Raw genomic sequence first — 25,691 nt, 5'->3', positions numbered from 1 at the left:
CCTAGACCGTACCGCCCCGGCGGTCGCCTGCCTCCTCGACGGCCCGCTGCCAGGCCGAACGGCGCAGCAGCCGCAGGCCGTTGAGCGCCACCAGCACGGTGGAGCCCTCATGCCCGGCCACGCCCAGCGGCAGCGGCAGGGTGCCGAACAGGTCCCAGATCACCAGGCCCGCGATGCAGGTCCCGGCGATGACCAGGTTGGCGCGCACCACGCGGCGGGCCCTGCGGGCCAGGGCCAGGGTGGCCGGGATCGCGGTCAGGTCGTCGCGCACCACCACGGCGTCCGCGGTCTGCAGGGTCAGGTCCGCGCCCGCGCCGCCCATGGCGATCCCGGTGTGCGCGGTGGCCAGCGCGGGGGCGTCGTTGATGCCGTCGCCGACCATGGCCACCCGGTGACCGGCCTCGATCAAGGCTGTCACCTCGGTGGCCTTGTCCTGGGGAAGCAGGCCTGCGCGGACGTCCTCGATGCCCACCCGCCGGGCGAGCTGGGCGGCGGTGAGGTCGTTGTCGCCGGTGAGCAGCACGGGCGGGTGGCCGGTCAGCCGGGCGGTGGCCAGCACGGCGCCGACGGCTTCGGCGCGGGGACGGTCGGTGAGGCCGAGCACGCCGATCAGCTCGCCGTCCACGCGCACCGCGACGGCGGTCTCCCCGCGCTGCCGCAGCTCCACCGCCAGATCCGGGACGGGCGCGCCGACCGTGACGCGCGCACCGGCGACGGTGGCCCGGACGCCGCGGCCGGGCTCGGCGGCGAACTCCGTGGCGGCGGGCAGCTCCAGGCCGCGGGCGCGGGCCGCCTGCACGATGGCCGCGCCCAGCGGGTGCTCGCTGGGCACCTCCGCCGCGGCGGCCAGGCGCAGCAGATCGTCCTCGGAGCGGCCGGTGAGCGGGCGGATGGTGCTCAGCTCGGGCGCGCCGGTGGTGAGGGTGCCGGTCTTGTCGAAGGCGACCAGCGTGGTCGTGCCGAGGCCCTCCATCACCACCGCGGACTTCACCAGGACGCCGTGCCGCCCGGCGTTGGCGATGGCGGCCAGCAGTGGCGGCATGGTGGCCAGCACCAGCGCGCAGGGTGAGGCCACGATCATGAACGTCATGGCGCGCAGCAGGGACTCCTGCAGCCCGGCGCCCCAGATCAGCGGGATGGCGAACAGCGCGAGCGTGGCGGCGACCATCGCGACGGAGTAGCGCTGTTCGACGCGTTCGATGAACAGCTGGGTCTTCGCCTTGGTGCGACTGGCCTGTTCGACCAGCCCGGCGATCCGGGCGACCACGGAGTCCTCGGCCCGGCGGGCGACCCGCACGGTGAGCGCGCCGGTGCCGTTGAGGGTGCCGGCGAAGACCTCGTCACCGGCCAGCTTGGCCGTGGGCGTGCCCTCGCCGGTGATGGTGGCCTGGTCGACCTCGCTGGCCCCGGAGACCACCTCGCCGTCGGCGGGCACCCGCTCACCCGGGCGCACGAACACGGTGTCGCCCACCGCCAGCTCGGTCACCGGCACCGTCTCCTCGGCATCGCCGGTGACCCGGGTCGCCGTTTCCGGGGCCAGGTCGAGCAGGTCCCGCACGGAGGCCTCGGTGCGCGCGGTGGCGAAGGCCTCCAGCGCGCCCGAGGTGGCGAAGATGACGATGAGCAGGCCGCCGTCCATGACCTGCCCGATGGCCGCCGCGCCGATCGCGGCCACCACCATCAGCAGGTCCACGTCCAGGGTCTTCTCCCGCAGCGCGCGCAGCCCGGATAGCCCCGGCTCCCAGCCGCCCGCGGCGTAACAGGCCAGGTAGAGCGACCACCACAGCCAGGACGGGCCGCCGAGCAGCTGGGCGGCCAGCGCGGCCAGGAACAGCGCCAGGGCCGCGGCGGCCCAGCGGGCCTCCGGCAGGGCGAGCAGCGCCGCGCGCGCCGGGCGGGGCGCGGTGGCGGTGGTGGGCGGCGCGGCGAGAGCCGAGGCCACGGGAACCTCCCGGGGTTGTGGTCGAGACGCGCCAGACAATAGCAGCACACCTGAAGAGGTCTTCAGATGTTCGCGGGTGAGTAGGATCTCCGCATGGGACATGGGAAGGGCGAGCGCGGGCACCCGGCCGCGCGCCTGGACGCCGAGACCGCCGCCAGGGTGGCCGCGACGTTGCAGGCCCTGGCCACGCCCAGCCGCCTGCTGATCCTCACCGAGCTGCGGCAGGCCCCGCTCCCGGTCAGCGACCTCGCCGAGGCGGTCGGCATGGAGCCCTCCGCGGTCTCCCACCAGCTGCGCCTGCTGCGCACCCTCGGCTTGGTCGCCGGCGAGCGGGACGGGCGCAGCATCATCTATCGCCTCTACGACAACCACGTGGCCCAGCTGCTGGACGAGGCGATCTACCACAGCGAGCACCTGCGCCTGGGCATCAGCGACCAGGCGGGGACCGCCGACCGCGAGCGGTAGCGGTCCCCACCGGCGGCTACCGGCCGAGCAGTTCGAGCACCTCCGCGCGGCCGAAGTGCTCGGCCCAGGACCTGGCGTCCCCGTCGAAGCGGCAGTCCCGGATGCCGGGGTCCGCGCCCAGCCGCAACAGCAGCCGGACCACCTCGGTGTCCCCGACCTGGATCGCGGTGTGCAGCGCGGTCTGCCACGGCTGCTCCAGCGGCACATCGCCGCGCCCCCGCGCGTTGACGTCAAACCCGTTGTCCACCAACAGCTTCACCGACTCCGGACGACGCAGTCCCGCGGCCCAGACCACCAGACCGGGCCGGGCCGCCCGCGCGGCCTCGACGACGGCCGCCGGGGTGGCGGCCACGGCGGCGGCGTCCCCGGCCAGCGCCGCGGCGAGGAAGGCGTCCACCGGATCCAGTTCGGCCTCCCGCGCGCCCAGCCGCCGCAACAGCTCCGCCAGTTCGCGGTGGCCGTTGCGCAGCGCGATTTCCAGCGGCGTGGCCCCGTCGGCGAGCGGGCTGGTCACATCGACCCCGTGCGCGGCCAGCAGTGCCACCCGCTGCCGCTGGTCGTGGGTGAGCGCCCACTCCAGCAAGCCCCGCACCATCTCCTCGGGGGAGCCGAGCAGATCGGGCACCAGTCGCCGCCACGGACCGCCGTCACCCCGGCCAAGCCCGAACTCCAGCAGCAGTTCGGCGAAGTCGTCCTGTTCGTCGAACATGCGGTTGTAGAGGCTCTGCCCGTCATTGGGATCAGCGCCCGCCTCCAGCAACAGCCTGGCCAGCGCGATTCCGTGCGGGTGCGGCGGCTGATCGTCCTCCCCGCCACCCAGCGCCCCGGTCAGCACGGTGAAAGGCGTTGGCAGACCGAGGAAGAACCGGCCGTCGTTGGGATCCGCACCGGCGTCCAACAGCATCCGGGCCGCGGCGAGGGTGTCCTCGCGACTCACCTCCAAGCGGGCGTAGGCGAGGTACATCAGCGGCGGCCAGCCAAACGGGCCGGTGGGCCGCGCCGCCGACGCCCCGGAGGCCAGATGTTGTTGCAGCGCGGGCACATCGGCGCACACCGCGGCCACCGCCATGCTCGCCGCCGGTAGCTCCGGGTGCCGGCGCCACAGCTGTGCCGCCTGCTCCCACCGCTCGGGGTCGTCCTCGGCGAAGTTCAGGCAGGCCAAGCGCAGGAAGCGATCCGCCAGCGACTCCCCGGCCACCGGCTCGGTGTACACCCAGGACCGGGAGTTGATCGCCTCGACGTGCCGCCGCAGCCGCGCCCAGCTGGCCAGTCCATAACGGCGCGCCAGCATCCGCTGCGCATCGGCGAGGGTGGCGCCAGGAGTCGCCCGGCGCAGCTGTTTGGCCTGCTTGCGGAGCTGGCCCAGATCGGGTCGTTCGGGCAGTGGGATGGTCGGCAACGCGACCTCCTTTCGTCTCCCCGTGGTCCGCGAAACGGGGTGAAAGGAGGTGGGGTGACCAGGGCACTACCCGCCTTCGAAGGGCAGGCTCAGCCTTTTCCGCGGACCCGGAGGCGACCCAACTCGCCTGCGGGCAGGGTACCAACCCCCGGCAACGATGTGCGCACAAACGCCAAGTGAAGCGCGCTCACCTGCCTAGACTGCTCCGACCCCGCCGCCGAGCAGACCCGATGGGAGCACCATGCCGCTGTTCCTGTCCCGGCTGCTCACCCGGCTGGCCTTCCTCAGCAGCTGGGCGACCCCGGCCGCGGTGATCGTCTTCGTCTTCGCCACCAGCTGGCCGCTGATGGCCTTGGCCGAACCGGCGGGCAGCGCGCTCGTCCAGCCGGCCAACTACTGGTGGTACTTCGTGGTCACCGCCGCCACCGTCGGCTACGGCGACCTCTACCCCGAGAGTGGCTGGGGCCACCTGGTGGGCGCGTACGTCATCGTGGGCGGCATCGCCGCGCTGACCACCGTGTTCACCAAACTGGCCTCGGTGCTGGAACAAGCGAGAGGACGGCGCATGCAGGGCAGCAACACCGTGCACGCCAGCGAGCACATCGTGCTGGTGGGCTACGAGCCCGGCCGCACCGAGCGCATCGTCAGCCAGCTGCTGGCCGAGCAGGAGCACCGGATCGTGCTGTGCGCCCCGGATGAGGTGGGCACGCACCCGCTGCCCAATCCCGAGGTGGAGTTCGTCCGCGGCGAGCTGACCGACGAGGCGGTGCTGCGGCGGGCCGGGGTGCACCGCGCGGCCGTGGTGCTCATCGACGCCCACGACGACAACGAGGCGCTGGCCATCGCGGTGGCCGTGGACCACCTCGAACCGAGCGCCCACGTGGTGGCCGCCCTGCGGGACATGGACCGGACCGCGCTGATGCACTACGTCGACCGGGCCATCCACTGCGTGCCCTGGCACCTCCCGCGCATGATCATCGAGGAGCTGACCTCGCCCGGCATCGCCGAGGTCTACGCCGAGCTGATGAGCGACGGCCAGGCCAGCACCTACTCGGTGCGGATCCCGGAGGCGGTGGGGCCGGTGCCGATCGAGGACTGCCAGCTGGCGCTGGGCCGCAAGCACGGCGCGACCGTGCTCGCCGTCCGCGACGCCGACGGCCGCCTGGTGGTCAACCCTAGCTGGCAGAGCAAGGCCGGGCCGGGCTCGGTGCTGTACTACGTCAGCCCGCGCAAGCTGTCCGCCCGCCAGATCAGCGAGGCCCTGCACGGGTAGCCGCGCGGCCGAGGCTCACCGGCTCACCGCCGCGTGCCGCCGGACCAGCTCGCACACCTCGGCCGCCTGTTCGACGTCGTGCAGGATCAGGGGCCTGCGCTGCCACTCCGGGGCGAACGCCGCGTCCAGCAACGAGGGCAGCGAGCCGAAGACCACGGTGCCGGTGCCGTCGGGACGCGCGCGGACCACGGTGGGCGCGCTGCGGTGCGTGTGCGCCACGCTGCGCTCATTGCGTTTGCCGGTCGCGCCGCTGATGGCCAGCGCGCGGCGGTCGGTGACCACGTACTCGGTGTCGCGCAGCCGCCAGGCCCGCACCAGGATCGGCACGATGCCGTTGCCCGCGAAGACCAGGACGCACAGCGCGAGGTAGATCGAGGAGAAGACCGAGTCGTAGACCTGGCTGATGATCCGGTGCAGCAAGGCGGCCAGGGTGATGGCCACCAGCGCCAGCGCCAAGCGGGCCAGGTCCGTGCGTTCGAACACCAGCGTCCGGTTGGCCTGACCGCGCCACAGCACGCGCTCACCCGCCCAGCAGGTGGTCTCCTCCATGCGGGAACCCCAGTCTCGTTGATCCGCCGTCCCGTTGTCGGGGGGCGGATGCCGACCAGACTTCCCGGCGCACCACGCGTAAAGATGCCGTAAATGCCGACGTCAGGCAAGTCCGCCGCGGGCACCTAGATCAATGCCCGCAATCCACCGCACGATCTGCTCAACTTTGCCCCATCGCGATATGAGGGTTGTTCGACCGACATTGACTGCCGGTTCTGTCGAATTCTCTTCCGGGTCTGGCAACGGTGGCCGGTCACTGTTTGAATACCGATGACGACCTGGCGTCGTCACCACACAGGGGTTTTCGTTTTGGGGGAAACCCGAAGATCTGGGGAGGAAATCATGAGGGTTGGCAGGCGTATTGTCGCCGGGGCTGTTATCTCGGGAATCATGCTGACGGGAAGCGCTACGTTGGCGAATGCTCAGCAGGCTGACTCGCGGGCGGCGGGCGTGACGACGCTGTCGGTCGAGGGTGAGCAGGGCATCAGCGCCATCATCAGGGCGATCAAGAAGTTCGGCGCGCCGGTCTGGAACAAGTGCGTCACGGCGGTCAAGGGTGGCTGGCACGCCTTCAAGAAGTGGTACGACGGCCTTCCCGCGCCGGTGCGGTGGGCGATCCGGGCCGCTTCGCCCGCCATGGATCTGTACGAGATCTTCCAGGCGCTCAGCCAGGCCATCGGCTGAGCGAACAGGAAAAGTCAGCCGGGCCAAGTGAAGCGGCCGTCATCGTTATTGTTTTCGCTTTGGCCGGGGCGGGCTTTCTGATGAAAGCCGGTTCGCTGCCCGCTTTTGGTTCGGTTTTTGGTCTGCTTGTCGCATTGGCCGGACTGATCGCAGGCGGCGTGCTGCTCAGCGGCAGGGTAGGAGGCAGACGGCCGTCACCGGTGCTGACTCTGGTGCTGGGTATCGCCATGGCGGCGGCGGTCCTGCGCGCGGTACTGCTCATCGTGGCCTGACTGCCTGCCGGGCGGGCGTGGCGTTCCAGTGAGGACGTCACACCCGCCCGGTTTTGTCGCGGGCGCCGGCCCCGTACGCGGCGAGGAAGACGCGGGCGCCCTCGTCGGCGACCTCGTCCAGCTCGGCCTTCGTGCAGACCGCCGCACTGCCCATGAACGCGCTGCGCTGCAACGGGATCGACACCACGAGCCAGGTGAACAGGTAGGCCGCGCGCTCGGGGTCGTCGACCTGGAGGAGGCCGCGCTCGGTCAGGCGTGTCAGGGTTTCCGCCAGCAGGCCGGTGGTGCGCACCCAGCTGCGTTCGTAGTACTGGCGGCCCACCTCGGGGAACCGGTCCGCCTCGGCCATCACCAGGCGGCGCATCTGGAGCACCTCGGGGTTCATGATCCCGGCGACGGTGACGCGGGCGTGCCGCCGCAACGCGTTCTCCAGGTCGTCGGTCTCGGCGAGGGCGAGGATGTGCGGCCGGAAGAACTCGTAGCCGCGGTCCACCGTCTCCAGGACGACCGCGGCGAACAGCTCCTCCTTGTCCGCGAAGTACTGGTACACGGTCCGCTTGGACGCGCCTGCCGCCGCGGCCACCGCGTCCATGCTGGTGCCGAGGTAGCCGTGCGTGGTGAAGACCGTGCGCGCGGCGGCCACGATCTCCGCGCGCTTGGCGGCCGACTGCTCCTCGCGGCGCCCTGCCATGGACAACCCCCTTGACTGGCGGAAACTACCCGGTTTAGTTTTCTGGCATGAACACTAGCCAGTGTAGTTTTCTCCGCGCCTCCTCAGCCAGCCGGGCGGTCTGAGATGACCGTCGTCGCCGCGGTCCTGACCTCGGCGCTCGCCTCCTTCGTGATCAGCAGCGTCTGGTACTCCGTGCTGGACCGCGACCGCGCCGCCGACGGCCGCCCCTCCCCGCTGCGGATCGTCGCCGAGTTCGGCCGCAGCGCCCTGGTCGCGGGCGCCATGGTCGGGCTGGCCAAGGCCATGGAGATCACCACAATCGGCCCGATGCTGCTGCTCGCGCTCGTGCTGTGGGTGGCCTTCCCGTTCGTGCTGCTGTCCGGATCGGTCATGTGGGACAAGGTTCCGGTGGCCACCGCGGCCCGGCACGGCGGAGACTGGCTGATCAAGCTGCTCGCCGTGGGCGCCATCGTCGGCCTGTGGCTGTAGAGGAGGAGATCGTGAGCTACCACAAGGACCCACGCGTCGACGACTACATCAACAAGCTGCCGGACTGGCAGCAGCAGATCTGTCGGCAGGTGCGCGACATCGCGCACGCGGCCGACCCCGAGGTGGTCGAGACGATCAAGCGGACGGTCCAGCCCTACTTCGTGCTCAACGGCAACGTCTGCGCGCTGCTCGCCGCCAAGAACCACGTGAACGTGTTCCTCTACGACGGCGGCATCGTGCCCGACCCGGAGGGCATCATCACGGCCGGGCACGGGAACAAGACCGGCCGGATGATCTCCTACCACCAGGGCGAGCCGATCAACGTGCCCGCGCTCACCCGGTACCTCCAGCACATCATCGCGAACAACCGCGCGGGCGGCTGGCGCAAGATCAAGGCCGCGCAAGGGCTGTGACGCCCGGCCCTGCGGGTCACCGCCGGCGCAGCACCAGCAGGACCGCGCAGGCGAGCAGCACCGCCAGTGCGGCCGAGACCAGCGCGCTGACCTCGAATCCGGCGGTGAAGGCGGCACGGGCCGTGCTGAGCAGGGTTTCGCTCTCGGCCGCAGGCAGGCTGCCCGCGGCGGCGACCGCTCCGGTGAGGGTGTCGCCAGCCGGTCCGGCGACCCCGCCCATGTCCGCGCGGTAGGTGGCCGTGATCACGCTGCCCAGGATCGCGATGCCCAGCCCGCCGCCCAGCTGGGGTGCGGCCGAGGCGATGGCCGACGCCGCGCCCGCTCGCTCGGCCGGGGCGCTGCCCACGATGATGCTGGTGGCCAGCGCCATCATCGGTCCGAGCCCGGCCGAGACGATGATCGTCCCGGTCACCAGCACGCTCAGCGGGGTGGCCGGTCCGATGGTGGCGAGCACGCCGAACCCGGTGGCCGACAGCAGCAGCCCACCGCCGATGACCCAGCCCGGTGGCAGGCGGCGCGCGAGCCGGGTCGCACTGAGTGAGCCGACGATGATCCCGATCGCGGACGGCGCCGTCCAGAGCCCGGCGGTCAGCGGCGTCAGCCCGGCCACCAGCTGGAGGTACTGCGCCACCGCGTAGTTCGTGCCCCACAGCACGAAGATGCCGAGCATCAGCGTGAGGGTGGCCGTGGTGAACGCCGGGGAGGCGAACAGGTGCAGATCGATCATCGGGTCGGCCAGCCGGCGCTGGCGGCGGACGAACACCAGGGCGCAGGCCAGCCCGAGGGCGATGGTGGCGAAGGCGATCGGGTCCGGACCAGCGGCGGCGACCTGCTTGAGCCCGTAGACGATCGGCAGCACGGTGGCGATGGAGAGCACGGCGCTGGGCAGGTCCAGGCGGCGTCCGCCGGGGGAGCGGCCCTCGGGCAGGGTCGCGGGCCCGATGACGAGCAGCACGAGCATCAGCGGGATCGGCAGCAGGAACGCCGAGCCCCACCAGAAGTGGTCGAGCAGCCAGCCGCCGACGAGCGGGCCGATCGCGGTGCCTGCCGAGACGGTGGCGATGACGATGCCGACGGCCTGCGCGCGCTGGCGCGGCTCGGTGAACAGCGCCACGGCGAGCGCGAGCACCGAGGGCATGAGGGTCGCGCCCGCCACGCCGAGCAGGGCGCGCACCGCGACCAGCACCTCCGGGTTCGGCGCGTACGCGGCGACCACGGACAGCACGCTGAACGCGGTCGCGCCACCGAGCAGCAGCCTGCGCCGCCCGATCCGGTCGCCCAGGGTGCCCATCATCACCAGCGTGCCTGCCAGCAGGAACGCGTAACCGTCGACGATCCACAGCAGCTGGGTGCTGGAGGCGCCCAGGTCGCGCCCGATCGCGGGCAGCGCGAGGTGGGTGATGGTCAGCTCGAGCGAGGCCAGCAGCGCGGGTAGCAGGAGCACGGCGAGGCCGAGCCACTCCCGCCGGCCGGCCAGCGGGGGACCGGTGATGTCACGAGTCATGCGAACAGCTTCAAACCTCAGGTAAACCCAAGGTCAAGGGGTAAAGTTCCGCAGGTGGTGGATCCGGAAGCCGAACTGACCGTCGGCCAACTCGCCCGGCGAGCTGGCGTGACCGTCACGGCGCTGCACTTCTACGAGGAACAGGGCCTGTTGAACAGCAGGCGCACGGCAGGCAACCAGCGGCGGTTCCCTCGGCACGCGCTGCGCCGGGTCGCGCTGATCAGGGTCGCCCAGCGGGTGGGCATCCCGCTGCGTGAGATCGGCGAGGCGCTGTCCGAACTGCCCGCGGACCACGCGCCGACGCAGGAGGACTGGGAACAGCTCGCGGCACGCTGGCACGCGGACCTGGACCTGCGGATCAGCCAGCTCGTCCGGTTGCGCGACAAGCTCACCGACTGCATCGGCTGCGGCTGCCTCTCACTGCAGAACTGCCTGCTGCGCAACCGGGACGACCGGCTGGGCGCGGCAGGCGCCGGACCGCGGCGGCTCTGGCTGACCCGGGAGGACCGCCGGTGAGGCGAAGCCGCGGCTTCGCCTCACCGAGTGATCAACCGATCTTCGCCAGGTCGGTGTGCTTGATCCACTGGCTGGTGCCGATCTTGTGGAAACCGTTCTGCTGCCAGTTCGAGCAGAGCACCACCCTGCCCTGCGGCAGCACGTACTGCCGGTGCGAGTTCTTGTCCGGGTCGGCGTACACCTCACCCTTCTTGCCGGTCACCACGTAGTAGCCATACGTCTCATCGGCGGGCGCCGAAATGGCTCCACCGCAATTCCCGGTGGCGATCTCAGCATCACCTCCGGCCACCCGGAGCGGGAGAGGTTGCCCGTTGTCTGAGCCGGTTGGCAAAATGGCAACGAGGCGAGGGGGAGGCATGGCCGAGGTCTTCGGCGCGCGCTTGCGACAGGCCCGGATCGCCGCCGGCTGGTCGCTGCGCGAACTGGCGCAACGGGTGCACTACAGCGTGGCCTACCTCAGCCGGGTCGAGAACGGCCATCGCGCGCCCACCGTCGCGCTGGCCCGCCGCTGCGACCACGAACTGGCCACCGGCGACACGCTGGCCGGCCTGGTGCGCCCGGCGCCACCGGCCGCGGCCCGCAACCGGGCGCGGCCGGTGCCCCGCCAGCTGCCCGCGAACACGCCGTACTTCGTGGGCCGCGGCGCGGATCTGGCCCGGCTGGACGCGGTGCGCGCCAAGCCCCGCGACAGCACCACGATCATCGCGATCACCGGCACCGCCGGCGTCGGCAAGTCCACCCTCGCCCTGCACTGGGCGCACCGGATCCAGGGCGACTTCCCGGACGGGCAACTGCACCTGAGCCTGCGCGGCTTCGGCCCGCAGCCGCCGCTGGAGAGCGGCCAGGCACTGCACGGGGTGCTCGGCGACCTCGGCCTGGCCACGGAGGCGATCCCGGCGGAGCTGGCGGCACGGGCCGCGCTGTACCGCAGCCTGCTGGCCGACCGGCGCATGCTCGTCGTGCTGGACAACGCCCGCGACGCCGAGCAGGTCCGGCCGCTGCTGCCGGGCGGTCCCGGCTGCGTGGTGCTGATCACCAGCCGGGACCGCCTGGACGGCCTGGTGGCAAAGGAGGGCGGGCATCGCGTGCCGCTGGAGCTGTTCACCGTCGAGCAGGGCAGGGCGCTGCTGGCCGAGCGGGTCGGTCCGGGTGTGGCCGCGCCGCCGGGCACCGTCGCCGAACTGGTCCGGCTGTGCGCGGGGCTACCGCTCGCGCTGAGCGTGGTCGCGGCCCGCGCCGCCGACTCGCCCGGCTGCGCGCGGCTGGTCGAGGAGCTGCGGGACGCCAGGGGCAGGCTGGACGCGCTCGACCTCGGCGCGGGCGAGGAGGACCTGCGCGCGGTGTTCTCCTGGTCCTACCAGCAGCTTGGGCCGGCGGCCGCGCGGCTGTTCCGCCTGCTGGGCGGGCATCCCGGGCCGGACATCGGCGTGCACGCCGCTGCCGCACTCGCCGGAGTCCCATTCGCCAAGGCGCGCAAGGCGATCGCGGAGCTGGTGCGGGCGAACCTGCTCGCCGAGCACTGGCCGGGCCGCTTCCGCGCGCATGACCTGCTCCGGGTGTACGCGGCGGAGCTGCCCGACCCCGAGGGGGAGCGGAACCCGGGCCTGCACCGGGTTTTTGAGCACTACCTGCACACCGCGCGGGCCGCGGCGGAGCTGCTGCACCCGCACTGGGCGGAGGTGACCCTGCCGGAACCGGGCCCACACGCCCAGCCCCGGGAGCTGGCCGACTACCCGCAGGCCATGCGCTGGTTCGACGAGGAACGCCTGGTGCTGCTCGCCTGCGTGCACCAGGCGCGGGACCAGAACTGGCACTCCGACACCTGGCGGCTGGCCTGGGCGATGGCGAAGTTCTTGCAGCTGCGGGGTTTCTGGCCGGACTGGGTGGCGACCCAGCGGCTCGCGCTGGAGGCGGCCGACCGGCTCGGCGACCGGGCGGCCCAGGCGGTGGCGCACCGGCTGCTGGGCCACGCGTTCCTGCGGTTGCGCCGCTACGCCGAGTCGATCAAGCATGCCGAGGCGGCCGGTGAGCGGTACCGGGAGCTGGGCGACCCGGCCGGGCAGGCCTACGTGCACCGGACGCTGGCGTGGGTTCACCAGGAGCAGCAAGACTTTCCGCGCGCCGTCACCCACCACCGGCAGGCACTCGCGCTGTACCGGCAGACCGGGTTCCGGCCGGGCCAGGCCAGCAGCCTCAACGGCCTCGGCTGGACCAGCGCGCACCTCGGCGAGCACGAACGGGCCTTCGAGCTGTGCGGGCAAGCCCTGGCGGTGGCCACCGAGATCGGTGATCGCAACACCGAGGCCGCGGTGCACGACAGCCTCGGGTTCATCCACCACCGCCTGGGCGAGCACACCGAGGCCACCGCGAACTACCACCGCGCGATCACCATCTTCGACCAGCTGAGCAACCGCCACGAGGCCGCCCTCAGCCTGCACCGCCTGGGCGACACCCAACTGGCCGCGGGCGATCCCTTGGCCGCGGGGGAGTCCTGGCGATCCTCACTGTCCTTTTTGGACAGTCGAAGGCATCCACAGGCCGAGGAGGTACGCGGCAAGCTCGCCGGCCTCCGGTCGCGCTAGGTCGTGTCCGCTGTGTAGCGACTGGCGATCGCGGCGGCGCGTTCCCGCAGCTTGGCGCGCAACCATTGCGGGGCAAGGGCTTCCGCGTCCGTGCTGAGCTGCCACAGGGCCCATTCGGCGTGCCGGGCGTCCTGGAAGCTCACCTCCAGCCGCAGCCAGCCATCCGCGTCGGTTTCCTCGGCGCGCACGGCCAGCGCGGTGTCCACCAGCTCCTCCCGCCGCACCGGGCTCACCCTGGCCAGCACGGCGACCTGGTCGCCGCCGGTGCGGAACCGCGTGCTGCGTTCCCGCCAGGCCCGGTCCAGATCGACCCGGGCCGCGCGCTCCGCGGGTTCGGCGAGCGCCTCGGCGGCCAGCACCCGGAACAGCCGATAGGTGCGCTCCGCGCCAGACCTGGTGGCCAGCAGGTAACCCTGCTCCCGCACGGTGACCAGGCCGATCGGATCCACCGTGCGCCACTGGGGCGCCTGGCCGGTGGCCGCGTAGTGGATGCGCAGCTTGCGCCCGGCGAACACCGCGCGCCGGACCTCGGCCACTACGGTGTCCGGCGCCTCCTCGGCGGCCACGCGGCGGGAGAGCAGGTCGGTCTCCGGGTCGATGAGCAATCGCTCGGCCACGCCGGCCGCGGTGTCCCGATGACCTTCCGGCAGCGCGTCCACCACCTTGAGCATGGCCGAAGCCAGCGCCGAGCCGAGGCCGAACACCTGCGCGCCGCGCCGTGATCCGGCCACCAGCAGGGCGAGCGCCTCGTCGTGGTTCAGCCCGGTGAGCTCGGTGTGGAAGCCGGGCAACAGGGCAAAACCGCCGTGCCTGCCGCGTTCGGCGTAGACCGGAACGCCGGCCGCGGACAGCGCCTCGATGTCCCGCAGCACGGTGCGGGTGGACACCTCCAACTCGCGGGCCAGCGTGCCCGCGGACAGCCGGCCGCGCTGGCGCAGCAGCAGCACCAGTGAGACCAACCGGTCGGCGCGCATACGGAAACGGTAGCGGAATACACGACACAGGATGTCGTGATTCGGTGGCAGGTTCAGGGCGACAGGGCACCTCGATGAACCAGATGGAGCTGATGTGGCAGTGCGGCGAACGGCGGTCAACCCGTGGCAGTGGTCGGTGGAGCTGGGGTACAACCAGGGCGAACTGGTCTCCGGGCACACCCGGACCCTGTACTGCTCCGGGCAGACCGCGATGAGCGAGGACGGCCAGGCCCAGCACGCCGGTGACCTGGCGGCACAGCTGGCCCTGACCCTGGACAATCTGGAGGCCGTGCTCGCCGAAGCGGGCATGTCCCTGGCGAACCTGGTCCGGCTCAACGTCTACACCACCGACGTCGACCAGCTGTTCCCGCACTACGGCGTGCTGGCCGCGCGACTGGCCGCGGCCGGGGTCGCCCCGGCCACCACGATGCTCGGGGTGAACCGGCTGGCGATCCCCGGCCTGATGGTCGAGCTGGAGGGGACCGCGGTCGCGTGATGCGGTGTTCGGTGCGGTAGGTCCCAACACCAAGGGGCAGGAGTGGGTGGCTGCTCGCACGGGGCGAGCAGCCACCGCTGGTCAGAAGGCGGACAGCCCGGCTGTGAACGCGGTGCCGTCGAACACCCCGGTCACCGTGATCTCCCGGCCGGGGTCCAGACTCGCCCAGGAGAAGGACAGCGCGCTGTTCGCCAGGCGCAGCTCGGCCAGCGCGCGTTGCGGGCCGGCAAAAGTGATCTTGCCGGACACCGCCAGGTCCCTGACGTGGCGGACCTCCTCGAGCGCGATGTCGTTGCTGTCACTGGGAAAGATGAGCTCACCGCCGCGCAGTCCCGGCAGCCGCGCCGGGGTGAAGTTGCCGGGCTGGCGGTGCATGGCGGCATCCCGGGCCGTGGCGAAGGCCGCGGCCAGGATGGTGCGCTGGCGCGGGGACAGCTCGGCGGTCGCCGCCGCGGGGATGTCGGTGGCGTGCAGCGGATACCGGCCGAGCACCTGGTAGGCGGGTGACTGGCAGCCCTGGCCCACCGGCCGGTGCGGGTGGGTCAGGAACTCGCGCAGGAAGTCGCGCTGGCACCAACTGCCGGTGGGGTCCGGCTGCGCCCAGGAAGCGTGCGAGACGTAGCCGTGCTCGACGAAGACCCCGCGCGGAAAGCGGTCCGCCACCGGCTTGGCCCGTACCGGCGGGGTGTTCGCATCCAGCTGGCCGCCGGTCACCAGGACCGGCACCGCCGGGTACGCGGTGGCGACCGGCGGACTGTGCCGCGGGGTCGGCAGTGCAGGCAGAGGTTGAGGCGCGTGCCGAACTCGCCCTCCGCCTCCGCCGCGGTGAACGGGGCGTACGGCTTTTCCCGGGCGTAGAACGCAGCCAGCTCGGCCTTGCGCTGAGCGGGCGCCGAGCTTCGCCGGAATGGGTACTGGGCGTCGCCGCACGTGTAGCTCAGCGAAGCCGCGAACATGGCAGGGGCCGGCGGGATGGTGGTGGGCAGCCCGTCGCGCAGGGCGTCGAGCTCCTGCCGCAGCGGCGCCTTGTCCCCATTCAGGTAGGCGCCGATGGCGGCGTTGAGCGACCGCTTGACCGCCGCGCCGCCGAGGGCTCGGGGAAGTCCCTGACCGCACCCCGGTCCCGCGCGCGCCGCAGACCGTCCAGGTACCTCGGCAACAGTAGGGCATCTGCCAGATTTTTGTATTGCATTCATTTGACAAGTGCCTTTGCGGCAGAAGGCAAGCGCTGTGCTTGGCGGGTTCTCGTCAAATTCCGGGAATCTTGCCCGAAGGGGCAAATGGCTTGTCGAAGCGGGCAAAGCGCGCTGAGTGGTGTCACAAATGCGTGCCCGCCGTGCGTAGGGTCGACATTCTGATCAGTCATCTTGTTTTCCGAGGAAGGCATGTGAATTGGATCGGATAATTCATCAATTGGCGCTGAACGAGAACCACTGGCCGATGTTGCCGGGGGTGCGCGAGGCCCTGGTGGACTCGCTCGGCTCGGTCAACCTGACCGGGGACGCGCTCGCCGCCCGGCTGGAGGACCGGCTGGCCGCCGAGCTCGGTGTCACGGCCGGCCGGGTGGTCGCCGGGGCTGGGTCCGGGGCGCTGTTGCAGCAGTTCCTGACCGCGCACTGCGGGCCGGGCAGCGAGGTGCTGCACACCTGGCCCTCCTTCGACCTCTACCCGCTGCTGATCCGCAACGCCGGCGCCGAACCGGTCGCCGTGCCCGGGGACAGCCGGGGCGGTCAGGACCTGGACGCCCTGGCCGCGGCGGTCACCGACCGGACCCGGGTTGTGCTGGTGTGCAACCCCAACAATCCCACCGGCGAGGTGCTCGGCACCGGCGAGCTGACCGCGTTGCTGGCGGCGCTGCCCGCGCACGTGGTGCTGCTCGTCGACGAGGCCTACCGGGAGTTCGCCGATCCGGCCGCCATCGCGGACGCGGCGGGGTTGTCCACAAAGGACCGTCGGGTGGCTGTGGTGCGCACGTTCTCCAAGTCGCACGGGCTGATCGGGCTACGCGTCGGTTACCTCACCGGTGCCGAGGAGCTGGTGGCCCCGCTGCGCCGGACGAGTCCGTTCCACCGGGTGCCGACGGTGGCCCAGGCCGCGGCGCTGGCCGCGCTGGATGCCGGTGCCCGCATGCGCGAGCAGTGCCGCGAGGTCGCCGCCGAGCGCGACCGGGTGCGCCGGGGGCTGACCGAGCTGGGCTTCGACGTGCCACCCAGTGGCGGGAACTACCTGTGGGTCCGGCTGGGCGCGCGCAACCAGGAGTTCATCGCGCACCTGGCCGGGCACGGCGTGGCCGTGCGCGAGGTGGCGGGCGGGGTGCGGGTGAGCACCGGGCTGCCGCACGCAAACGATGTTGTGCTGGCCGCCGCCCGGGCCTTCGCCGCGCTGGCCGCCCCGCAGACCGAGGGGGCACTCCGGTGACTGGCACGGTCAGCCCGGCGCTGCGCCCGCCTGCCGGGGACGCCCTCGCGCTGATCCGGGAGGCGCTGGCCGACCGCCGCCGCGGCGGCGACCGGCTTGACGAGCTGACCCGCTACGCCATGGCGGTGCCGGGCAAGCTGCTGCGCCCGCTGATGCTCATCGCGGCCGCGGAAGCCGTCGGCGGCCAGGCAGGCGCCGTGCTGCCCGCGGCGGTGGCGGTGGAGCACCTGCACGTGGCCTCGCTGGTGCACGACGACATCATTGACGGCGACGACCTGCGCCGGGGCCGGCCCTCGGTGCACGCCCGGCACGGCATTGCGGACGCGATCGTCACCGGCGACGCGCTGCTGTTCGACCTGTTCGCCGCCGCGGCCGAGAGTGCCGCGCCCCCGCAGGCGGTCGTCGCGGCCGTGGCCGAGCTGGCCCGCGCGGGCGGTGACCTCTGCCGCGGCCAGGTGCTCGAGTCCGCGATGGTGCCGCCGGGCGCGGGGCGGCCCGGCAGCGGCCTGAGCGACTACCTCGACGTGGCCGCGTTCAAGACCGGCGCGCTGTTCCGCGCCGCCTGCCGGGTCGGCGCGCTGCTCGGCGGCGGCACGGCCGGGCAGGCCGACCTGCTCGCCGACTTCGGCCACCACACCGGGGTGGCCTTCCAGATGTACGACGACCTGCTGCCCTACCTGGACGGCTGCGCCGCCGCGGGCAAGCCCACCACCAGCGACGCGGCCAACCTCCGGCCGACCTGGCCGGTGCTGATCGCCCACCGCGACGGCGAGACCGGGCACCGGCGGGCGGTGGAGACCGCGCTGTCCGGCTCGGTCGAACCCGCCGAGGCGCTGGAGCTGCTCCGCTTCGCCGTGCTCGGCAGTGGCGCGCTCGGCACCGCCAGGGAGGGCGCGCGGGAGCGGTCCGCGCTCGCCGTGGCGCGGCTGCCCGAACTGCCGGGGACCGCCGCCGCGGGCAGGCTCGCCGCCCTTGCCGAGATCGCGGTCGACCGTGACCGCTGATCTGCGCGAGCTCGGTCGCAGCGGCAGGCCGGTGCGCGAGCGGGCACTGGCGCACTGGCAGACCTGGCGGCCGTACACGACGTGTTATCCGGCGCTGCTGGGGCTGGCCGGCGCGCTGGCGGCAGGTGGTGCGGGACCCGCCGGGCTGCTCGTCGCGGTGCTGTCGCCGGTGCTGGGCTGGCTGTCCGGGCACTACCTGGGCGACTACTTCGACCGGGACCTGGACGCGATCGCCAAACCTCAGCGCCCGATCCCCTCCGGCAGGCTCGCCCCCGGCACGGCGCTGTGGTGCGGGATCGGCTGCGCGGCAGCCTCGCTGGCGGGTGCGGTCGCGGTCAACTGGCGGATCCTGCCGGTGTTCGCGGTGACCATGAGCGGGATCGTCGCCTACAGCGCGGTGTTCAAGCGCATGGGCTTCGCCGGGAACCTGAGCCGGGGCGTGCTCTCCGCGCTCGCGCTGGCGGTCGGCGCGATGACCGCGGTCCCCTGGCCGCCGTGGGCCCTCGCGCCGGTGGCCGCCGGATTTCTGTTGCACGACACCGCGTCCAACCTGATCGGCACGGTCCGGGACGTTGATGGCGACCGGGCGGGCGGCTACCGGTCGGTGCCGGTGCGGCACGGGGTGGTCGCGGCGGTGCGGCTGGCCGCGACGCTGTGGGCGGCGGGCATCGCCGCGCTGGTGGCCGGTGCGTTCCTGGCCCCCCGGCCCGGCCCCCAGCTGGCCCTGTTCACTGTCGCCGCAGTGGTCGGCGGCTGCGCACTGGCGACAGCCCGACCTGTCGGCCTGACCGCGCGCCGAGCGTTGCGCGCCCACGAACTGCTGGTGGCCGAACGGCTCGTGCTCGCGGCCGCCGTGGTGGCCGGGGCCACGGGTCCTGGCACCGCCCTGCTGGTGCTGCTGCCCGCGCTGGCGTTCTCGATCGTCGTCCAGGCCCGGATGCGGGCCCGCCACGAGTTCCCGGCGCAGGCCGGGGGAGGGGACCGGACATGACCTCGGCTCACACCGGCACGGAAGAGCTCGCCACCGCCATCGAGGAGGGCGCCGAGGCGTTGCTGGCGGCGCAGCGGCCGGACGGCGTGTTCGACTACGGGGCCAGCAGCCTGCGGTCCACCCTGGCCACCGCGGGCGCGATCACCGCGCTGCACTTCGCCGACCCCGGTGGCGCGCCCGACCTGATCGGTGCCGGTGCGGATCGCTTGCGCCGCACGCAGAACGAGGACGGCGGCTGGGCGATGGTGCCGGGCCTGCCGAGCGAACCGGGCCCCACCGCGGTGTCGGCGGCGGCCCTGCACCTGGTCGACCCGGCGGGCAACGCCGAGCAGGTCGCGGCGGGACGGCGCTGGCTGGACGACTACGGCGGCCTGGAAGCGATCCCGCATCCGGAGGTGGTGCTGTGGTGCCGCCAGTTCTACGGCTTCGCCGGCTGGCTGGCCCCCAGCCAGATGCGCCGCTTCCCGCTGGAGCTCGCGCTGGTGCCGGGGCTGTACCGCCGCCTGTTCGACCTGCGGCTGCCGATGGCCTCCGCGCTCGGCCTGGCCCAGACCCGGCACCGCCCGCTGACCCGGCTGCAACAGCGGCTGGCCCGTTGGGCCGAACCCAAGGCGCTCCTGTGCATCCGGCAGGCCTTCGAGCACGAGGGCTCGGCGGGTTCCTGGTCGGAGGACGCGTGGGTGACCGGCCTGGTCTGCGCCGGACTGGCGCGGGCGGGCCTGGCCCCGGACATGGTCGAGGCGGCGGTGGGCTGGTTCCGGCGCACCATGCACCCCGACGGCTCCTGGGCCTCCACCCCGCTGGACGCGGCCTGGACGATGTACGCCGCGCGCGGCCTGCTGGAGGCCGGCTACCGCGACCACCCGGGAGTGGCCGCCGCCCGGGAGTTGTTCGTGCGCCTGCAACAACACCGGCCGTTCCTGGCCTTCGGCTGCCCGCCGGGTTTCTGGGGCTGGTCGGGGCCCAACGGCTGGCCCGCGGTGCTGGAGACCGGCGAGATCATCTCCGTGCTGGCCCGCTCGCCCGGCACCGGGCAGGAACAGGCCATCGCCCAGGGTGTCGCCTGGCTCAGCGACCGCCAGGACAGCCGCGGTTCCTGGGGCCTGTGCGTGCGCAACACCAAGGTCGCCAACAGTGGCCCGTGCCCGATGACCACCGCGCAGGCCGTGGACGCGCTGCTGGACGCGGGCGTGCCCGCCGGGGACAAGCGGATCCGGCGCGCCCTGCGCTGGCTGGGCCGGGCGCAGCTGCCCGACGGCGGCTACGAGTCGGTCTGGTACCGGGAGCACACGATGGGCACCGCCGCGGTGCTGGAGACCTTTGTCCGATGTGGACAGACCGGGTCCACTGCCGCTGTGCGGGCGCGTGACTGGCTGCTCGGCGCGCGCAACGCCGACGGGTCCTGGGGGGACGGGCACGGTGCGCCCGGCACCGTCGAGGAGACCGGCTGGGCGGTGTCCTCGCTGCTGGCGGCGGGGGAGCGGGAGGCCGCCGCGGACGGCGTGCGCTGGCTACTCGCGGCTCGCCTGCCCGGTGGCGGGTGGACGCCGCACCCGGTGCACGAGTACGTCCGCCGGGTCAGCCGCTACGCCAACCCCGGCTTCACCCACGGCATGGCGCTGCGCGCACTCGGCCGGTTCCAGGCGGTCACCCGGTGAGCCGCATCGTGGTCGTCGGCGCCGGGGTGGCCGGGCTGGCCGCGGCCTGCGCGCTGGGCCGTCTTGGGCACCGGGTCCTGGTGCTGGAGAAGCGGCAGACCCCCGCCCGGGTGGCCAAAGGCGAGGTGCTGCAACCAGGTTCGCTGGCGATCCTGCGGCAGTGGGGCGTGACCGAGCTGCTGGACCAGGCTGGTGCGCTGCGACTGTCCACTCTGGTCGCCCGCGCCGCCGACGGTGAGCCGCGGATGGTCCTGGACTACCACCGGCTGCCTGCCGAACAGCCGTGGCTGCTCGCGCACGACTACCCGGTGATCCTCCAGGCGCTCACCGACGCGCTGCCGCCCAGCGTCGAGGTGCGCCGTGGCGTGGTGGTCCGCGAGCCGCTGCGCGCCGGCGACCGGATCACCGGCGTGCGCTGCGATGACGGTGACCTCCCGGCGGCGCTGGTGGTGGCCGCCGACGGCGTGTCCTCGCGGCTGCGGGAGGCGGCCGGGCTGAGCGCGCCGCGCCAGGACTACCCGCACCGGCTGGCCGCCTTCGAGCTGGCCGAGGCGGACGTGCCGCCCGACTTCTCCGCCTACGTCACCGACGGCGGGCTGCGCCTGCACTACCCGCTGCCCGGCAGGCGGGTCCGGCTCTACGTCCAGATCGGACCGGACGAGCTGCGCGGACTCGACCAGGACGGCCTGCGCCGGTGGGCCGACGGGGTGCTGGCGGGCTGCCCCGGCCTGGCACCCCTGGCCGGGGCCCTGCACGCGGGGCTGGCCCAGCGGCAGCTGCTGCCGGTGGGCCGCGCGCTGGCCGCCTCGCTGGTCGTGCCCGGCTTGGCGCTGGCCGGCGACACCGGTCACCTGGTGCACCCGATGGCGGCGCAGGGCATGAACAGCGCGATCGCCGACGCGCACGAACTGGCCGCGGTGCTGCGCCAGGGCGGCTCGCTGGCCCCCGAGGTGGTCGACCACGCGCTGCGCCGCTACGACCGCGCGCGGCGGGCCAACCTCGCGCACATCGGCCGGACCAGCCACAACGCCGCCCGGATGATCACCACCCGGTCCTGGCTCGGGGCCAGGGCGCTGGCGGGCACGGGCGGCAACGACCGCATCCGGCACGAGGTCCTGCACACCATGTCCGGCCTGGGCGTGCGCAAGCTGACCCTGCTGGACCGGCTGCACCAGGCGCGGCTGCTGCCGGATCCTCGGGCGCGCAGGCTGCCGGACTGGGTGCGCACCGCCGCCCCGGCACCGGCCGGGGAGGCGGCGCGGTGACCTCAGGCCTTGCCGTACCCCAGCACCACCAAGCCGTTGTCGCCGTCGGTGCGGTCCGTCCGCACCAGGCCCGCGGCCGCGGCCAGCTCGTCGAAGTCCGCCGGGCTGCGTTCGCGCCCGCCGAGCAGGGTCAGCGACTGCAGGTCGAAGGAGGAGTTGTTCTTGGCGTGCTCGGCGCCGGCCAGCACCTCCACCACCAGCACCCGCCCGCCCTCGGGCAGTGCCTCGGCGCAGCGACGCAGGATCCGCACGGCGTCCGCGTCGGGCCAGTCGGTGAGCACCCGGGAGACGACCAGCACCTGGTAGCCGGTGGGCAGCGGGTCCAGGAAGCTGCCACCGACGAACTTCGCCCGGCCGCCGAGCCCGGCCAGGAACTGCTCGGCCTCGGGCCGGACCTCGGGCAGGTCCAGCACCGCCCCGGTCAGGTGGGGCTGCGCGTCCAGGATGGCCGCCAGCAGCGCCCCGGTGCCGCCGCCCACGTCCAGCACGCTGGACACCCCGGCCCAGTCCGCGCGGGCGGCCACCTCCGGGCCGGTCTGCCAGGCGAAACCGGCCATCGTCTCGCCGAAGAACAGGCGCAGCCGCTCATCCGCCCGGTAGTCCGACCAGAAACCGGTGCCGTGCGCCACGCCGTAGCCGGACTCCCCGGTGCGCACCGAGTGCGGCATGCCGGCGTAGGCCAGGTCCATCTTCAGCCCGGGGCCGTCCGCGTCCAGCCAGGACCGCAGCAGCGCGTTGCGCTCGTCCAGCAGCGCCCGCGACACCGCGGTCAGCGCGTGCTGGCCGGGGGCGGGCTCGGCGAACAGGCCGACCGCGACCAGGTGGCGCAGGAGGCGGGCCAGCGCGTCCGGGTCGGCGGCACAGGCCTGCGCCAGCGCGGGTGTGGTGGTGTGCCCGTCGCGGATGAGCTCGGGCAGGCGCAGCGCGACGGCGGTGCGCACCGCGAACGGCGTGGCGAGGTCGACAAGCCCGGCCAGCGCGGCGGTGGCTGCCTGGTGGTCCGTGGTCTCACTGGTCACGGCGGTCCTTTCGGGAACGGCCCGGAGGTGAATTCACTGCTGGCGTGAGAATGGCATTTCCGAACTGAACCGGGCAAGGTCCCGGGGCTATTTGTCGAATCCATTCCGGGAATCGCGGAATGGTTATCAAGAATGCGTTTAAAGGAGTTCGCGGTATGGGTTCACTCGCTGTGCGGCCGTTGACCGGGGCGCTGGGCGCCGAAGTCCGGGGCGTTACCCTCGCCGAGGTCGACGACGCCCTGTTCGCGCAGATCCACCAGCTGCTGCTCGACCACCTCGTGCTGTTCTTCCCCGAGGCGGCCGGGCTCACCCCGGAGGCGCACAAGGCCTTCGGCAGCCGGTTCGGCCCGCTGGAGGTGCACAAGTTCCTGCCGAAGCTGGCCGGGCACGAGGAGATCGTGGTGCTCGACTCCGACCAGGGCGCCAAGGCCGACGTCTGGCACACCGACGTCACCTTCGCGCCGAACCCGCCGATCGCCTCGGTGCTGCAGATCGTCACCTCCCCCGAGGTTGGCGGGGACACCATGTGGAGCAACCAGTACCTGGCCTACGAGGCGCTGTCCGCGCCGATCCGGGAGCTGGTCGACGGCCTCACCGCCCGCCACGTCTTCGAGCTGCCCGGCGGCTCCTACCGCAGCGAGGCCGAGCACCCGGTGGTCCGCACGCACCCGGAGACCGGCAGGCGCTCCCTGTACGTCAACCGCATGTTCACCAAGCGCATCCCGCAGCTGACCGCCGAGGAGAGCACGGCCCTGCTGACCCACCTGTTCACCGTGTCGGAGAGCCCGCAACGGGTGTGCCGCTACCGGTGGATCGAGGGCGCGGTGGCGATGTGGGACAACCGCGCCACCCAGCACTACGCCGTCAACGACTACACCGAACGCCGGGTGGGCCACCGGGTCACGGTGCTCGGCGACGAGCCGAAGGGCGACGGGGCACGGTGGCCGGACCACCAGGTCACCGGGATGAGCGCGACCGCGGTCAAGGACTGAACGGAGAGCCCGATGAGCAGCATCACCGGCGAGGACTTCCTGGAGTCCTACTGGCGCGACCCGCACCCCGCCCTGGCCTGCGCCCGCGAGCACACCCCGGTCCGCGAGGTGACCTTCGAGACCGGGCCGACCTGGCTGGTCACCCGTTACGCCGACGTCCGGGCGGGGCTGGCCGATCCGCGACTGGCCAAGGACCGGCGGGCCAGCCTGCCCGCCGAGGAGCGCGCCGCGGCCCCGCCCGCCCTGCCCCCGCCCATGTCGCACATGCTCACCTCCCTCGACCCGCCCGAGCACACCCGGCTGCGCAGGCTGGTCACCCAGGCGTTCACCGCCCGCCGCGTGGCCGGCCTGCGCCCGAGGGTGCAGACCTTCGCCAGGGACCTGCTGGCCGGCCTGCCCTCGGACGAACCGGTCGATCTGGTTGCGCGCTATGCGATCCCGCTACCGATGGAGATCATCTGCGAGCTGATCGGCGTGCCCGAGCTGGACCGCGAGACCTTCGCGCACTGGTCGACGGTGCTGATCGACGAGTGCCCGGAGCAGGAGCTGGCGCGGGTCTGCGCCAAGATGGCCGACTACCTGGGCGAGCTCGTCGCGATCCGGCGGCGGGAGCCCGACGAGGCGCTGCTGTCCGGCCTGATCGCCGCCGCCGAGGACGGCAACCGCCTCTCCGACCTCGAGATCGTCGCGATGGCGCTGCTGCTGCTGATGGCGGGCCACGAGACCAGCGCGGTGTTCATCACCAACAGCGTCCGCGCCCTGCTCGCCGACCCGGCGGCCCGGCACCGTCTGTCCACTCCGGACTCCGCCGCCGCCCTCACCGAGGAACTGCTGCGCTGGGTCTCACCGGCGCTCAACGCCTCCGTCCGCTTCGCCACCGAGGACCTGGAGATCGGTGGCACCACCATCCCGCGCGGCGCCTCGGTGACCCTGTCCACCGGCGCGGCCAACCGCGACCCGGACCGCTTCCCGGACCCCACCCGGCTCGACCCGGACCGCGACCCGGCCGGCCACCTCGCCTTCGGCCACGGCCTGCACCGCTGCCTGGGCGCGGCCCTGGTGCGCCTGGAGGCCGAGGTCGCCCTACCCGCCCTGTTCGCCCGGTTCCCGCACATCCGGGCGGCCACGGGGGAGGAGGAGCTCACCTTCCGGCGCAGCGTGCACGTGCACGCGCCGCGGACGTTCCCGGTGCTGCTCGGCCCACCGTCCACAATGGAGTAAACGGAACCGACCGGCGACCTGACCGCGGAGGCCGGCTTGTAGCGCGGGATCAGACGGTGAGGACGAGCTTGCCCTGGAGGTGACCACGGTCGAGCAGCCGGTGCGCGTCGGCAACGCGACCAAACCGCGCAGCGCCAACGGATCCGGGTCCACCGCGATGCCGCTGAAGCGCATCCCGGCTGCCTCGAACTCGGCGATGAGCTCCGCGTCCTCCTCGCCGACTGCCGTGACCAGGTGGCCTCCGGGGCGGAGCACGCCGAGCGACCGTTCGAGGGTGTCACCGCCGATCGTGTCGAGCACCAGGTCGATGTCGCGGACGGCCCTGGCGAGGTCGACCGCGGTCACACCGCCGAGGTCGACCAGGCCCTGCCACGCCGTCAGCCCGACCACCGGCAACGCCGCGGCCACGACTTCGGCATAAGCGTTGGCCGCTCTGGGGAACAGCGGCATTCCGAACACCTCGTCGCCGGTCCGGAACCGCCCAGTCCGCGCCTGCTCGACCACGCCACCGATGTCCCAGCCGAGGACGAACGGCGGCCGGCCGAGCAACGGGAACTGACCGGCGCGCAGCCGCGCCTCCACCGGGTTCAGCCCGATCGCCTTGACCCGGACCAGAACCTCGGTCGGCAGCGGCTGCGGCGCGGGCGCGTCCACGATGGTGAGCGCCTCGGGACCGCCGAACTCCTGCTGGGTGATGACTCGCATGACTCTCCTACTGGCTCCGGACAGGCAAACCCCACGCTAGGTTTCCGACAGGAACCAGCAGGTACCTTTGGCGCCACGAGCGGGTCCGGTCCCTTCCTCGCCGACTGCCCGGCGCGCCTGGCGGTCGAGCTGATCGCCGACAAGTGGACGGTGGTCGAGCCGATCCACGTGCTGGCCGAGTGGGCAA

The 25,691-nt window shown here is 72.9% G+C and carries 25 protein-coding genes and 1 pseudogene; 16 read left to right on the top strand and 10 right to left on the bottom strand.

What is annotated here, in order from left to right; all coding sequences use genetic code 11:
* Position 1: 1 nt before the first annotated feature.
* The gene (locus tag M8C13_RS15915) at positions 2–1,942 is read right to left on the bottom strand and encodes a heavy metal translocating P-type ATPase (RefSeq protein WP_308202804.1); all 1,941 of its coding nucleotides are present in this window, start codon (positions 1,940–1,942) and stop codon (positions 2–4) included.
* Positions 1,943–2,035: 93 nt separating this feature from the next.
* Here M8C13_RS15915 and M8C13_RS15910 point away from each other — a divergent pair, with 93 nt between their 5' ends.
* Positions 2,036–2,407: a metalloregulator ArsR/SmtB family transcription factor gene (locus tag M8C13_RS15910; protein ID WP_252481365.1), complete on the top strand. Its 372-nt coding sequence runs from the start codon at positions 2,036–2,038 to the stop codon at positions 2,405–2,407.
* A gap of 16 nt (positions 2,408–2,423) precedes the next feature.
* Here M8C13_RS15910 and M8C13_RS15905 read toward each other — a convergent pair whose 3' ends face one another.
* Entirely contained in the window at positions 2,424–3,806 is a 1,383-nt protein-coding gene (locus M8C13_RS15905; RefSeq protein ID WP_252481364.1) for an ankyrin repeat domain-containing protein, read from the bottom strand.
* A 241-nt stretch (positions 3,807–4,047) separates the two neighbouring features.
* Here M8C13_RS15905 and M8C13_RS15900 point away from each other — a divergent pair, with 241 nt between their 5' ends.
* The gene (locus M8C13_RS15900; protein ID WP_252481363.1) at positions 4,048–5,079 is read left to right on the top strand and encodes a TrkA family potassium uptake protein; all 1,032 of its coding nucleotides are present in this window, start codon (positions 4,048–4,050) and stop codon (positions 5,077–5,079) included.
* 15 nt (positions 5,080–5,094) lie between these two features.
* Here the strand turns inward: M8C13_RS15900 and M8C13_RS15895 are convergent, their stop codons facing one another.
* A complete protein-coding gene (locus tag M8C13_RS15895) occupies positions 5,095–5,628 on the bottom strand; it encodes a hypothetical protein (RefSeq protein ID WP_252481362.1) in 534 nt (177 codons plus the stop codon).
* 342 nt (positions 5,629–5,970) lie between these two features.
* Here M8C13_RS15895 and M8C13_RS15890 point away from each other — a divergent pair, with 342 nt between their 5' ends.
* Together M8C13_RS15890 and M8C13_RS15885 are read left to right on the top strand one after the other, a co-directional pair.
* Positions 5,971–6,312: a hypothetical protein gene (locus tag M8C13_RS15890; protein WP_252481361.1), complete on the top strand. Its 342-nt coding sequence runs from the start codon at positions 5,971–5,973 to the stop codon at positions 6,310–6,312.
* A gap of 59 nt (positions 6,313–6,371) precedes the next feature.
* Positions 6,372–6,584 carry a hypothetical protein gene (locus tag M8C13_RS15885; protein WP_252481360.1) on the top strand — a complete coding sequence of 71 codons (213 nt, stop codon included), beginning with the start codon at positions 6,372–6,374 and terminating at the stop codon, positions 6,582–6,584.
* A gap of 37 nt (positions 6,585–6,621) precedes the next feature.
* On the opposite strand, the gene M8C13_RS15880 is transcribed toward M8C13_RS15885, so the two are convergent.
* Positions 6,622–7,275: a TetR/AcrR family transcriptional regulator gene (locus M8C13_RS15880; protein ID WP_252481359.1), complete on the bottom strand. Its 654-nt coding sequence runs from the start codon at positions 7,273–7,275 to the stop codon at positions 6,622–6,624.
* A gap of 105 nt (positions 7,276–7,380) precedes the next feature.
* On the opposite strand from M8C13_RS15880, the gene M8C13_RS15875 reads away from it, so the two are divergent.
* Positions 7,381–7,746, top strand: a complete 366-nt coding sequence (locus M8C13_RS15875) for a DUF1761 domain-containing protein (RefSeq protein ID WP_252481358.1) — start codon at positions 7,381–7,383, stop codon at positions 7,744–7,746.
* 11 nt (positions 7,747–7,757) lie between these two features.
* The gene (locus M8C13_RS15870; RefSeq protein WP_252481357.1) at positions 7,758–8,159 is read left to right on the top strand and encodes a DUF1801 domain-containing protein; all 402 of its coding nucleotides are present in this window, start codon (positions 7,758–7,760) and stop codon (positions 8,157–8,159) included.
* A 16-nt stretch (positions 8,160–8,175) separates the two neighbouring features.
* On the opposite strand, the gene M8C13_RS15865 is transcribed toward M8C13_RS15870, so the two are convergent.
* Positions 8,176–9,663: an MFS transporter gene (locus M8C13_RS15865; protein ID WP_252481356.1), complete on the bottom strand. Its 1,488-nt coding sequence runs from the start codon at positions 9,661–9,663 to the stop codon at positions 8,176–8,178.
* A 54-nt stretch (positions 9,664–9,717) separates the two neighbouring features.
* On the opposite strand from M8C13_RS15865, the gene soxR reads away from it, so the two are divergent.
* Positions 9,718–10,179 carry a redox-sensitive transcriptional activator SoxR gene (gene soxR, locus M8C13_RS15860; RefSeq protein ID WP_252481355.1) on the top strand — a complete coding sequence of 154 codons (462 nt, stop codon included), beginning with the start codon at positions 9,718–9,720 and terminating at the stop codon, positions 10,177–10,179.
* Between the two features lie 31 nt (positions 10,180–10,210).
* Here soxR and M8C13_RS15855 read toward each other — a convergent pair whose 3' ends face one another.
* Positions 10,211–10,381: a hypothetical protein gene (locus M8C13_RS15855; RefSeq protein WP_252481354.1), complete on the bottom strand. Its 171-nt coding sequence runs from the start codon at positions 10,379–10,381 to the stop codon at positions 10,211–10,213.
* Between the two features lie 154 nt (positions 10,382–10,535).
* Here M8C13_RS15855 and M8C13_RS15850 point away from each other — a divergent pair, with 154 nt between their 5' ends.
* Positions 10,536–12,761, top strand: a complete 2,226-nt coding sequence (locus M8C13_RS15850; RefSeq protein WP_252481353.1) for a tetratricopeptide repeat protein — start codon at positions 10,536–10,538, stop codon at positions 12,759–12,761.
* Here M8C13_RS15850 and M8C13_RS15845 read toward each other — a convergent pair.
* On the bottom strand, positions 12,758–13,735 hold the full coding sequence (locus tag M8C13_RS15845) for a YafY family protein (RefSeq protein ID WP_252481352.1): 978 nt from the start codon (positions 13,733–13,735) through the stop codon (positions 12,758–12,760). The two genes, M8C13_RS15850 and M8C13_RS15845, sit on opposite strands and share 4 nt — an antisense overlap.
* Positions 13,736–13,835: 100 nt before the next feature.
* Here M8C13_RS15845 and M8C13_RS15840 point away from each other — a divergent pair, with 100 nt between their 5' ends.
* Positions 13,836–14,231: a RidA family protein gene (locus M8C13_RS15840; RefSeq protein ID WP_252481509.1), complete on the top strand. Its 396-nt coding sequence runs from the start codon at positions 13,836–13,838 to the stop codon at positions 14,229–14,231.
* An 81-nt stretch (positions 14,232–14,312) separates the two neighbouring features.
* Here the strand turns inward: M8C13_RS15840 and M8C13_RS44520 are convergent, their stop codons facing one another.
* Positions 14,313–15,401, bottom strand: coding sequence for an alpha/beta hydrolase (locus M8C13_RS44520; RefSeq protein WP_256509139.1), 1,089 nt, complete (start codon positions 15,399–15,401; stop codon positions 14,313–14,315).
* A 243-nt stretch (positions 15,402–15,644) separates the two neighbouring features.
* Here M8C13_RS44520 and M8C13_RS15830 point away from each other — a divergent pair, with 243 nt between their 5' ends.
* The 5 genes from M8C13_RS15830 to M8C13_RS15810 are packed head-to-tail and all read left to right on the top strand — an operon-like array spanning position 15,645 to position 21,567.
* Positions 15,645–16,649, top strand: a complete 1,005-nt coding sequence (locus M8C13_RS15830; RefSeq protein ID WP_252481350.1) for an aminotransferase class I/II-fold pyridoxal phosphate-dependent enzyme — start codon at positions 15,645–15,647, stop codon at positions 16,647–16,649.
* Entirely contained in the window at positions 16,646–17,653 is a 1,008-nt protein-coding gene (locus M8C13_RS15825) for a polyprenyl synthetase family protein (RefSeq protein WP_252481349.1), read from the top strand. The genes M8C13_RS15830 and M8C13_RS15825 overlap by 4 nt, the downstream gene beginning before the upstream one ends.
* Positions 17,643–18,644, top strand: a complete 1,002-nt coding sequence (locus M8C13_RS15820; RefSeq protein ID WP_252481348.1) for a UbiA family prenyltransferase — start codon at positions 17,643–17,645, stop codon at positions 18,642–18,644. Before M8C13_RS15825 ends, M8C13_RS15820 begins: the two co-directional genes overlap by 11 nt.
* On the top strand, positions 18,641–20,302 hold the full coding sequence (locus M8C13_RS15815) for a prenyltransferase/squalene oxidase repeat-containing protein (protein WP_252481347.1): 1,662 nt from the start codon (positions 18,641–18,643) through the stop codon (positions 20,300–20,302). The genes M8C13_RS15820 and M8C13_RS15815 overlap by 4 nt, the downstream gene beginning before the upstream one ends.
* On the top strand, positions 20,299–21,567 hold the full coding sequence (locus M8C13_RS15810; RefSeq protein ID WP_252481346.1) for an NAD(P)/FAD-dependent oxidoreductase: 1,269 nt from the start codon (positions 20,299–20,301) through the stop codon (positions 21,565–21,567). The genes M8C13_RS15815 and M8C13_RS15810 overlap by 4 nt, the downstream gene beginning before the upstream one ends.
* 2 nt (positions 21,568–21,569) lie before the next feature.
* Here M8C13_RS15810 and M8C13_RS15805 read toward each other — a convergent pair whose 3' ends face one another.
* Positions 21,570–22,586: a methyltransferase gene (locus tag M8C13_RS15805; RefSeq protein ID WP_252481345.1), complete on the bottom strand. Its 1,017-nt coding sequence runs from the start codon at positions 22,584–22,586 to the stop codon at positions 21,570–21,572.
* Positions 22,587–22,741: 155 nt separating this feature from the next.
* Between M8C13_RS15805 and M8C13_RS15800 the strand changes: the two genes are divergently transcribed.
* Positions 22,742–23,578 (top strand): TauD/TfdA family dioxygenase, encoded by an 837-nt coding sequence (locus tag M8C13_RS15800; protein ID WP_252481344.1) that lies wholly within the window; start codon positions 22,742–22,744, stop codon positions 23,576–23,578.
* A gap of 12 nt (positions 23,579–23,590) precedes the next feature.
* Positions 23,591–24,799: a cytochrome P450 gene (locus M8C13_RS15795; protein WP_252481343.1), complete on the top strand. Its 1,209-nt coding sequence runs from the start codon at positions 23,591–23,593 to the stop codon at positions 24,797–24,799.
* A 49-nt stretch (positions 24,800–24,848) separates the two neighbouring features.
* Here the strand turns inward: M8C13_RS15795 and M8C13_RS15790 are convergent.
* Positions 24,849–25,504 (bottom strand): annotated as a pseudogene (locus M8C13_RS15790) (alcohol dehydrogenase catalytic domain-containing protein).
* Between the last annotated feature and the right edge of the window lie 187 nt (positions 25,505–25,691).

It is taken from the genome of Crossiella sp. SN42 (assembly GCF_023897065.1).
Taxonomy (GTDB): Bacteria; Actinomycetota; Actinomycetes; order Mycobacteriales; family Pseudonocardiaceae; genus Crossiella.
This window is presented reverse-complemented; position numbering and strand designations above follow the sequence as displayed.